This window comes from Sphingomonas sp. ATCC 31555, assembly GCF_000282895.1.
GTDB lineage: Bacteria > Pseudomonadota > Alphaproteobacteria > Sphingomonadales > Sphingomonadaceae > Sphingomonas.
Genome location: NZ_ALBQ01000023.1, coordinates 63324 through 73430 on the forward strand (window position 1 = coordinate 63324; position 10107 = coordinate 73430).

Genomic DNA, 10107 nt, shown 5'->3' on the forward strand with positions numbered 1-10107 from the left:
TCAATGCTCCCCACGCGGCATTTCCATGATCTCGGTCAGGATGCCGCCCATGTCCTTGGGGTGAATGAAGAAGATTGGCGTGCCATGTGCGCCGATGCGTGGCGCGCCAAGCACCTTGCAACCCTTCGCTTCGAACCAGGCCTTGGCCTCGTGTATGTCGGGCACTTCGTAACAGAGGTGGTGCTGGCCGCCCGCCGGGTTCTTGGCGAGAAAGCCATGGATCGGAGAGGCCTCGCCCAGCGGCTCGATCAGCTCGATCTGGCTGTTGGGCGTGTCGACGAAGCACACCTTCACCCCCTGCGCGGGCAGGTCAAAGGGTTCGCGGATCACTTCCGCGCCCATCACGTCGCGGTAGAAGGCGATCGAGGCTTCGATCGACGGCGTCGCAACGCCGACATGGTTGAGACGGCCGAGCTTCATCATGGTCCTCGATCAGCGCCGCATCACAGCGGAATGTTGTCGTGCTTCTTCCACGGGTTCTCGAGCTGCTTGTTCCGCAGCTTGCGCAACCCCAGCGCGATCCGGCGGCGCGTAGAATGCGGCATGATCACCTCATCCACGAACCCTTTGCTCGCGGCAACGAAGGGGTTGGCGAAGCGCGCTTCATATTCCGCGGTGCGCTCGGCGATTTCCTCGGGCGTCTTGCCCCGGAAAATGATCTCCACCGCGCCCTTGGCGCCCATCACCGCGATCTCCGCGGTGGGCCAGGCATAGTTAAGGTCGCCGCGCAGATGCTTCGACGCCATGACGTCATAGGCGCCGCCATAGGCCTTGCGGGTGATCACCGTGATCTTGGGCACCGTCGCCTCGGCATAGGCAAAGAGCAGCTTGGCGCCGTGCTTGATGATGCCCGAATGCTCCTGCCCGACACCGGGCAGAAAGCCCGGCACGTCGACGAAGGTGACGATCGGGATCTCGAAAGCATCGCAGAAGCGCACGAATCGCGCGGCCTTCTTCGACGCGTTGATGTCGAGACAGCCGGCCAGCACCATCGGCTGGTTCGCCACCACGCCCACCGTACGCCCCTCGATCCGGCCGAAGCCGATCAGGATGTTGCCGGCATGGGCGGGCTGCAGCTCGAAGAACTCGCCTTCGTCCAGCGTCTTCCGGATCAGCTCGTGCATGTCATAGGGCTGATTGGCGCTCGGCGGGATGATCGTGTCGAGGCTCTCATCGATCCGATCCCAGGGATCGTCGCAAGGCCGCTCGGGCGGCGCCTCGCGATTCGAGGCCGGCAGGAAGTCCACGAAGTCGCGGGCTGCGAGCAGCACCTCGATATCGTTCTCGAAAGCCACGTCAGCGACCCCCGACTTCGTGGTATGCGTCACCGCTCCACCCAGTTCCTCCTGCGTGACGATCTCGTTGGTAACGGTCTTCACTACATCCGGGCCGGTGACGAACATGTAGGACGAATCTTTCACCATGAAGATGAAGTCCGTCATGGCGGGGCTGTAGACCGCGCCGCCGGCGCAGGGCCCCATGATCAGGCTGAGCTGGGGCACCACGCCCGAGGCCAGCACGTTGCGCTGGAACACTTCGGCATAGCCGCCGAGCGATGCTACGCCTTCCTGAATGCGCGCGCCGCCGCTGTCGTTGAGGCCGATCACGGGTGCACCGACCTTCATCGCCATGTCCATGATCTTGCAGATCTTCTGCGCGTGTCGCTCGGAAAGCGAACCGCCGAACACGGTGAAATCCTGGCTAAACACGAAGACGAGGCGGCCGTTGATCGTGCCGGAACCGGTGACCACGCCGTCGCCGGGGATCACCTGATCCTGCATCCCGAAATCGGTGCAGTTGTGCTCGACATACATGTCGAGCTCCTCGAAGCTGCCCTGATCGAGCAGTACTTCCAGGCGCTCCCGAGCCGTCAGCTTTCCCTTGGCATGCTGTGCGTCGATCCGCTTCTGGCCGCCGCCCAGACGGGCGGCGGCGCGACGGCGTTCCAGTTCCTCGATCGTCGACGACATCGGCATTCTCTCCGTGAAGGCGGCTTGTGCACCGGGCCATGCCGGCTTCGCAAATGCAATGTTGCAAAGTTGCGGGGCGGCGGTTTGCAGATTATGCGGCCCCATGGCCAGCCAGCTCCCACCTTTGCCCCGCCGCCGCCTGTTCGAGGGCTTTCGCTTGCGCGACCTGCGGCGTCGTCTGAACATCCCGCAGGCGAGCATGGCCCAACGGCTGGGCATCTCCGTCTCCTATCTCTCGCAGATCGAGAACAACGACCGGCCGATCACGGACGGGGTTCTGTTGGCGCTCGCCCGCGAATTCCCGGTCGACGCCGCCGAGATCAACGGCGAAGGCGGCACGGCCGCACTGCTCCGCGCAATCGACGCCGCGACGGATAGCAGCGTGGTCGCCGACAGGATCGACGAGGCCGATGTCCGCCGCGGCATTGAGCAGCAGCCCCTGCTCGCCCGGCGAATGGTCGCGCTGCACGACGCCTATCGCCGCAGCCAGGAGCAGCTGCGTGTGCTCGACGACCGGTTCGATACCGGCTCGGGCGACGCGGCACCGCTGCCCTGGGAAGAGGTGCGCGACTGGTTTCAGGCCGAGGGCAATTATATCGACGCGGTCGACCGCTCGGCGGAATTGCTGGCCGACGCGCTCGCGCTCGACGACGACAATGTCGTGCGCGCCTTCGAGGACCGGCTGCGGCTGTGGCACGGCGTGCGCGTGATCGGCGCGCAGGGCGACGGCAGCGAGCTCAGCCGCTTCGACGAGGGTGCGCGCACGCTGGCGCTCAACCATGCGCTTCCGCCGGAAAGCCGCGCCTTCCTGCTCGCGCATCGGCTGGTCCGCTACGAGTTCGCCAACGAGATGCGGCTGGTGATCGATCGCGCGGGACTCGCCTCGGCTGCCGCGCGCGAACTCCTCAGCGTCGGTCTCGCCAACTATGCCGCGGGAGCGTTGCTGATGCCCTATGGCCGCTTTCGCGCGGCGGCCTATGAAGTGCGCCACGACATCGATCGCCTTCGCCAGCGCTTCGCGGTGAGCTTCGAGCAGGCCTGCCACCGGCTCTCGACGCTGCAGCGGCCCGGCGCGCAGGGGCTGCCGGTGTTCTTCTGCCGGGTCGACATGGCGGGCAACATCACCAAGCGACACTCGGCCACGCGGCTGCAGTTCGCCGCGCTCGGCGGCGCGTGCCCCTTGTGGATCGTCCATGAGGCGGTGGCGATCCCGGACCGCATCCTGGTCCAGCTCGCCGAGATGCCCGACGGCACCCGCTATGTCTCGATGGCCAAGGGGCTGGTCAAGCCCTCGGGCAGCTTCACCCGCCCGCCCCGCCGCTACGCAGTAGCGTTGGGGTGCGAGGAGGCGCATGCGGCGGACTTCGTCTATGCCGACGCGTTGCGCACCGGCGGCGCGGCCACGCCGATCGGCGCCTCGTGCCGCATCTGCCCGCGCCTCGATTGCGACCAGCGCGCCTTCCCGCCCGCCGGATCGGTGATCGAGATCGACCCCGACCACCGGCGCGCCGTGCCCTACGGCTTCCGCTAACGCTTGCGGCTGCCGGCCGCTTCATGGCACACCCAAAGCTCAAAAATAGAATTTTGGAGAGGTGCCATGGCAACCGCGCTCGCCCCTACGCCCCAGGTCAGCGACGCCGAGTGGGAGGCGCGCCAGCAGCTCGCCGCCTGTTACCGCGTGTTCGACATGCTCGGCTGGTCCGAGATGATCTACAACCACATCACGGTGAAGCTGCCGGACCAGGAAGGCGCCTTCCTGATCAATCCCTTTGGGCTGCATTTCAGCGAGGTGCAGGCCTCCAACCTCGTCAAGATCGACATCGACGGCAACAAGCTCGACGACTCGCCCTATCCGGTGAACCGAGCCGGCTTCGTCCAGCATTCCCTTTTTCATCGCCACCTGCCCGACGCGCACTGCATCATGCACAGCCACACCACCGCCGGGATGGCGGTCGCCTCACTGGAGGGCGGACTGCGGCCGATCAATTTCTACGCCTGCAACTTCATCGGCCAGATCGCCTACCATGATTTCGAAGGCGTCACCGTCCGCGACGAGGAAGGCGCGCGGCTGCTGGCGCATCTCGGCGACAAGCGCGTGATGCTGCTGCGCAACCACGGCATCCTCGCCATGGGCCGCACGCTGCCCGAGGCGTTCGTCAAGCATTGGGCGCTACAGCGCGCCTGCGAGATCCAGGTCGCGACGATGAGCATGGGGCAACCGATTGAGATCCCGCCCGAGGTCGTCGCCGTTCACCAGCGCGACGTTCATATGGCGCAGGTGCCAGGCGGCCCAGGTGCCGCGGACTTCGCGGCGATGGTGCGGCTGGTGGATCGCATCGATCGCAGCTGGCGGGACTAGCCGAAGCGGAAGCCGCTCACCGCCCAGCCAAGGACATGGTCGCGATAGTCGCAGGCGGCAGGCCCCTCGCCGCCTGCGCCGAGGGCGACCATCAGCGGCAGGAGATGCTCCTCGCGCGGATGGGCGAATGCGGCATAGGGCAGGTCACGCCAGGCGACGATCCGGGCCTCGCGGCGAGCGGGATCGGGATTGGTGGCGGCCGCGACCAGCGCCTCGTCCCACGCATCGGCGTAGGGCGTCGCCTGCGGGCCGCGGACACGCAGATTGTGGAAGCTCATGCCCGAGCCGACGATCAGCACCCCCTCGTCGCGCAACGGCGCCAGCGCCTTGCCGATCGCGACATGCGCAGCGGGATCGAGATCCGCCCGCAGCGACACTTGCACGAGCGGGACGTCGGCATCCGGCACCACGACCTTCATCGGGATGAAGACGCCATGGTCCCAGCCACGGTCGCGCTCGACCCCGGTGGGGAAGCCGGCACCTTCGAGCAGCGTCTTGGCCCGTAGCGCCAGCTCCGGCGCGCCGGGGGCATCCCAGCGCAGGTGGTAGGTGTGCTCGGGGAAGCCGTAATAGTCGAACAGCAGCGGCTGGCCGTCCCCGGCATGCACGGTGACGTTGCGTTCCTCCCAATGCCCGGAAACGAGCAGGATCGCCCGAGGCCGCTCGGGCAGGCTGGCGATCAGGCCGGCGAGATAGGCCTGCATGGGCTGCCACATCGGATCGGGCGGGCCACCGGCGGGGTCCATGAAAAAGCACGGGCCCCCGCCATGGGGGATGAAAAGGGCGGGTAAGGTCATTTGCCGAATGTCGCTTCCGCCGCACCGGCCGACAATGCCGGTTTCGGAAACCCGCCGTTTCCCGCTAGGGTCGGGCCATGACTCGGTTCACCGTCAACAACCAGCCGGTCCAGTACGACATGGATCCGCAGACGCCTTTGCTCTGGGCCTTGCGCGACGCGTCCAACCTCACCGGCACCAAATATGGCTGCGGCACCGGCGATTGCGGCGCCTGCACCGTCGACATCGACGGCGCCGCCCGCCTCGCCTGCCGCGAGACCATCGGCGCGATCGAAGGGACGTTTGTCACCACTATCGAGGGCCTCTCGCCGGATCGTAGCCATCCGGTGCAGCAGGCCTTCCTCGCGGCGAACCTGATGCAATGCGGCTATTGCATTCCCGGCATGGTCATGGCTGCTGCGATTCTGGTCCGCGCCAATCGCGACCCGTCCGAGGAAGACATTCGCCAGGGCATCCCCAATATCTGTCGATGCGGCATCTATCCACGCCTCATCGACGCGATTCAAGAAGCGGCACGGATCGCTCGGGGAGATGCCGCCGCAGCGGCGTGAATCTTTCAATCTGCTAACGGAGCAATTCAGGACCGGCTCAGCGACAGCGGCCTATTACGACAACATGGGCGCGGCATCTGACCGCTGCCACCGGAGATCGTTCGATGAAGAGGATGCTGTTGGCGGCTGTCGCAGCCGCAACTGCGCTGGTTCCAGTCGCCGCGTTCGCGCAGGAACAGGGACAGCGGCCGGGCGGGCGTCCGCAAGGCGGTTGGAGCCGGCCCGACGCTCCGCGTGGCGATAGCGCGCGCTGGGGCGGTTCGCGGCCGCAGCTGCGCGATCAGGAGCGTGGCGATCGGCAGCGTCCGCAGGCGCAGCGCGATTGGCAGCGCCCGCAGGCGCCGCAGCAGGCGCAGGATCGCGGCGACTGGCGTCGGCCGGAAGGCCAGCCTCGTGCATTTACCGGATCGTCTCGTCCCGACGTCCAGCAACCGCAGGGCCGCCCGGCACCCGTACAGCTACAGCAGCGCGACTGGCGCAGCGGATCGCGGCCGGATTGGCAGAACCGCGGTGATTTGAACCGCGATCAGAACTGGCGCGACCGGCGTAGCGACAGCCCGTCTCGCGCAGATTGGAACAGTGTCCGCAACGCCAGCCGCGGCGACGGCGATCGGCGCTGGAACGACGGGAGTGGTTGGGATCGCGGTGAGCGGTGGCGTGGCAATCGCGGCATCTGGAACAACAGCTGGCGTAACGACCGCCGCTATGATTGGCGATCCTTTCGCAACTATAATCGGGGCCTGTATCGCCTGCCGCGATACTATCCGCCGGCGCGGTGGGGAAGCGGATATCGCCGCTTCTCGATTGGCTATCGGATCGATCGGTTCCTGTTCGCGCAGCAATATTGGATCAGCGACCCCTATGCCTATCGGCTGCCGGACGTCTGGGGCCCATACCGCTGGGTTCGCTACTATGACGACGCCCTGCTCGTCGACGTTGATACCGGCCAGGTGGTCGATGTGATCTACGGCATCTTCTGGTAAGCCGTTTCAAGCCCTGCACGCACCTGGGCCGGCAGCGATGCCGGCCCTTTCGTGGTCGTAGCCCAGCCTTGCAATCGCGCGTCCGCGCGGCAAATAGAGGGCCGGTGAGCAAGACGAACGGCAACAGCAAGGGATCGGCGTCCCCCGAACGGGCACGGATCGGCCGGGAGGTCGCGGCGCGGCTGGAGGCGAACCCGAATGTGCGCCGGGCCAAAGTCGATCTGGCGCAGGTCTACACCTATCCTGGCTTTCTCAGCGACGGGGATTGCGATACGCTGATCTCGCTGATCGACAGCAATTCGCGGCCATCGACTCTGCTCGCCACCACCCAGGATCCGGAATATCGCACCAGCGACAGCTCAGACCTGTATCGCTGGGCCCCGGAAGTGCAGGCGATCGACGATCGCATCGCCCACCTGCTCGGCATTCCACCCGAAAACGCGGAGACGATGCAAGGCCAGCGCTATGCGCTCAACCAGCAGTTTCGCGCGCACTGCGACTATTTCCACGAAACCAGCAGCTATTGGGACACGATCGTCGAGACCGGCGGCCAGCGCACCTGGACGGCAATGGCCTATCTCAACGATGTGGAGGAAGGCGGCGCCACTTGGTTCCCGCGCGCCGGCATCCGCTTCAAGCCCAAGCGCGGCCTGCTGGTGATGTGGAACAATATGACGGCGGATGGCAGCCCCAATTATGACACGCTGCACGAAGGCATGCGGGTGGTGGAGGGCACCAAATACATTATTACTAAATGGTTTCGCGAGGCGGCCTGGGTACGTGCGGCGATCCCGACCTATCGGTCGGGCGTGGTTGACGCCGACGAGGATTGATGCTGGTCAGGCTGCGCTCAGCCCAGACGATCGCCGCTCCGTGCATGCAGCACGTCCGGCGATCCGCATCGCCACCGCCGCTGCCGAGGCGCTGAACCTCGGCGTCAATAACCTCCCGCTCCATTCTGCAATCGGCTGGTTCGAGCGGAAGCGACCGCAGTGCTGCTCACCATGCTACATCTGGGCCTGCCAAGTATCAATCTTGGACCCACCCTGTCGCAGTTCCTCACCCCCGAATTACTGAGCGTGCTCGTCGACAGGGTCGATATCCGCCCGACTAGCGAGGCGCGCGCCGACCTGAAGCATATGCTGGCGGCTGCCTGAGGCGATGCGGCCCCGCTCGGTGCGGGACGGGCCCGCACCCCTCGACAAGTCCCGTCCCACCGGCCACATCGGGTGCATGTCCCCTGCCCTCAACGTCCATCGCTCGATCCTGGGCCAGCCCTGGCGCTGGCGGGGTCTCGCCGCCGACGCGCGCGACCCGAACTTTGCTCCCGACGATCTCGTCACCCAGCTCCTGCTGACTCGCGGCGTCGACCGCGCCGACCTGGAGCGACACCGCGCACCCAGTATCCGCGCGTTTATGCCGGACCCGTCTATCTTCCGCGACATGGATCGCGCCGCCCAGCGCCTCGCCGATGCGGTGACAGCAGGTGAGCAGGTGGCGATCTTCGGCGATTACGACGTAGACGGAGCGACCTCCGCAGCGCTGCTGATCCTGCTGCTGCGCGATCTTGGGCTGGAAGCGACGCCCTATATTCCGGATCGACTGATGGAAGGCTATGGCCCCTCGGGCGAGGCGCTGGTGCGGCTGAAGCAGCAGGGCCACGGGCTGATCGTTACCGTCGATTGCGGCGCGCAAGCTTTCGAAGCGCTGGCGATGGCACGTGACGTCGGTGCCGACGTCATCGTCGTAGATCATCACAAATGCGCGAGTGAGCTGCCTGTCGCGTATGCGCTGGTGAACCCCAATCGGCTCGATGAGGCGGAGGGGGCGGAACACGGCCATCTCGCAGCGGTCGGCGTCGCCTTCCTGCTTGGCGCCGCGCTGGTGCGGACGTTGCGTGCGCGCGGCTTTTTCGGGAGCCGGCCCGAGCCGCGCCTGCTCGACCTGCTCGATATCGTCGCGCTGGGCACCGTGGCGGACGTCGCGCAGCTCAAGAGCCTCAATCGCGCCTTTGTGGCACAGGGGCTGAAGGTGATGGCGCAGCGGCGTAACATCGGCCTGACGGCGCTGATCGAGGCCTCGCGCCTCACCCGCGCGCCGACCTGTACGGACCTAGGCTTCGCGCTGGGGCCGCGGATCAATGCCGGTGGCCGAGTCGGCAAGTCGGACCTAGGGGTGCGGCTGCTCACCACGCGCGATCCCGCCCAGGCACGCGCGATCGCGGCCGAGTTGGACCTGCTCAATGAAGAACGTCGCGCTATCGAGGCGGAGGTGCAAGCGGCGGCAGAAACGCTTTGCCTGAGGGGGGCCGATCGAATGGTCGCGCTGGTTGCCGGCGATGGCTGGCATCCCGGCGTGATCGGCATCGTCGCCGGCCGACTGAAAGAGAAGCTCGGCCGGCCGGCCTTGGTGATCGCGGTCGGCGAGGACGGCATCGGCAAGGGATCGGGCCGGTCGATTCCGGGCGTGGATCTGGGCGCGGCGGTGCTGGCCGCGAAGGACGCCGGTCTGCTGATCGCGGGGGGCGGCCACGCAATGGCGTGCGGCGTTACCGTCGCCGCCGATGGCATTGACGCGCTGGCAGCTTTCCTTGAAGCGCGGCTTGCGGAGCGAATTGCCGCCGCGCGCGGTGAACGGGCACTGCTGCTGGACGTGGTGCTGAGCCCCGCCGGCGTGAACCCCGCACTCGTCGAAGCGATGGATGCGGGCGGCCCCTATGGCATGGGCTGGCCGGCACCGCGAATTGCGGCAGGGCCGGTGCGCGTGCTCAAGGCCGATGTGGTCGGCACGGGCGGGCACGTCCGCGTGATTGTCTCCGGGCAGGACGGTCAGAGCCTGAAGGCTGTCGCCTTTCGCCAAGCCGATTCGGAACTGGGCCAGGCACTGCTGTCGGCGCCGTCGCACCGCCGCCTGTGGCTGGCCGGCCGCGCGCGGGTAGACACCTGGGGCAGCAGGCCGGCGGCAGAACTGCACATCGAAGATGCAGCTTGGGCGGAATGAGTGCTTGACGGCTGCGAAATCGCCCCCTATTCGGCCGCTCCACGCCACGCAGTTGGCCCCTTCGTCTAGCGGTTAGGACGCGGCCCTTTCACGGCTGAAACACGGGTTCGATTCCCGTAGGGGTCACCACTCTCCGAGCATTTGCGGAGAGCGGCGATACACGACATCGATGGGGTCCTCGCTGGGTGCGAATCAGTGTGCATGCGCGCGCCTCCCCACGCCCGGATCGGCTTATCGGAGCGGGTCCATATCCGCATAATTGAGGGGGGTGGCCGGCCGCGCTGCCCGGCTCACTCTGCACTGGCAGCGCGAGCGCCCCGCCGACTGGCACCGCGCTGTCGATAATGAAGCGTCCCCGTGCGAATGGTGCGGCCCCACACATCCTGGGCAAAACAGCCCCGAGATTAGAGCGTTTTCCGATCAATCTGGATCATATCCGCAGGAACT

10 protein-coding genes and 1 tRNA gene are annotated in these 10107 nt (G+C 66.5%); 8 read left to right on the plus strand and 3 right to left on the minus strand.

Annotated elements, in window-relative coordinates:
* A complete protein-coding gene (mce, locus tag B215_RS0112455) occupies positions 1–420 on the minus strand; it encodes a methylmalonyl-CoA epimerase (RefSeq protein WP_026009210.1) in 420 nt (139 codons plus the stop codon).
* Positions 421–443: 23 nt separating this feature from the next.
* Positions 444–1970 carry an acyl-CoA carboxylase subunit beta gene (locus B215_RS0112460; protein ID WP_026009211.1) on the minus strand — a complete coding sequence of 509 codons (1527 nt, stop codon included), beginning with the start codon at positions 1968–1970 and terminating at the stop codon, positions 444–446.
* Between the two features lie 103 nt (positions 1971–2073).
* Between B215_RS0112460 and B215_RS0112465 the strand changes: the two genes are divergently transcribed.
* On the plus strand, positions 2074–3501 hold the full coding sequence (locus tag B215_RS0112465) for a helix-turn-helix domain-containing protein (RefSeq protein ID WP_019369983.1): 1428 nt from the start codon (positions 2074–2076) through the stop codon (positions 3499–3501).
* A gap of 66 nt (positions 3502–3567) precedes the next feature.
* On the plus strand, positions 3568–4329 hold the full coding sequence (locus tag B215_RS0112470; RefSeq protein ID WP_019369984.1) for a class II aldolase/adducin family protein: 762 nt from the start codon (positions 3568–3570) through the stop codon (positions 4327–4329).
* On the opposite strand, the gene B215_RS0112475 is transcribed toward B215_RS0112470, so the two are convergent.
* Positions 4326–5126 carry a DODA-type extradiol aromatic ring-opening family dioxygenase gene (locus tag B215_RS0112475; protein ID WP_026009213.1) on the minus strand — a complete coding sequence of 267 codons (801 nt, stop codon included), beginning with the start codon at positions 5124–5126 and terminating at the stop codon, positions 4326–4328. The genes B215_RS0112470 and B215_RS0112475 overlap by 4 nt on opposite strands.
* Before the next feature lie 77 nt (positions 5127–5203).
* Here B215_RS0112475 and B215_RS20060 point away from each other — a divergent pair, with 77 nt between their 5' ends.
* The 6 genes from B215_RS20060 (at position 5204) to B215_RS0112505 (ending at position 9789) form a co-directional block, all read left to right on the plus strand.
* Positions 5204–5677 carry a (2Fe-2S)-binding protein gene (locus B215_RS20060; protein WP_019369986.1) on the plus strand — a complete coding sequence of 158 codons (474 nt, stop codon included), beginning with the start codon at positions 5204–5206 and terminating at the stop codon, positions 5675–5677.
* A 104-nt stretch (positions 5678–5781) separates the two neighbouring features.
* On the plus strand, positions 5782–6660 hold the full coding sequence (locus B215_RS0112485; protein ID WP_026009214.1) for an RcnB family protein: 879 nt from the start codon (positions 5782–5784) through the stop codon (positions 6658–6660).
* A 104-nt stretch (positions 6661–6764) separates the two neighbouring features.
* Positions 6765–7493 carry a 2OG-Fe(II) oxygenase gene (locus B215_RS0112490; RefSeq protein ID WP_019369988.1) on the plus strand — a complete coding sequence of 243 codons (729 nt, stop codon included), beginning with the start codon at positions 6765–6767 and terminating at the stop codon, positions 7491–7493.
* Positions 7494–7652: 159 nt separating this feature from the next.
* Complete coding sequence (locus B215_RS21830; protein ID WP_019369989.1) at positions 7653–7817, plus strand: hypothetical protein; 165 nt, start codon at positions 7653–7655, stop codon at positions 7815–7817.
* Between the two features lie 76 nt (positions 7818–7893).
* Entirely contained in the window at positions 7894–9660 is a 1767-nt protein-coding gene (recJ, locus tag B215_RS0112500) for a single-stranded-DNA-specific exonuclease RecJ (protein WP_019369990.1), read from the plus strand.
* 54 nt (positions 9661–9714) lie between these two features.
* A tRNA-Glu gene (locus B215_RS0112505) sits at positions 9715–9789 on the plus strand.
* Positions 9790–10107 lie beyond the last annotated feature (318 nt).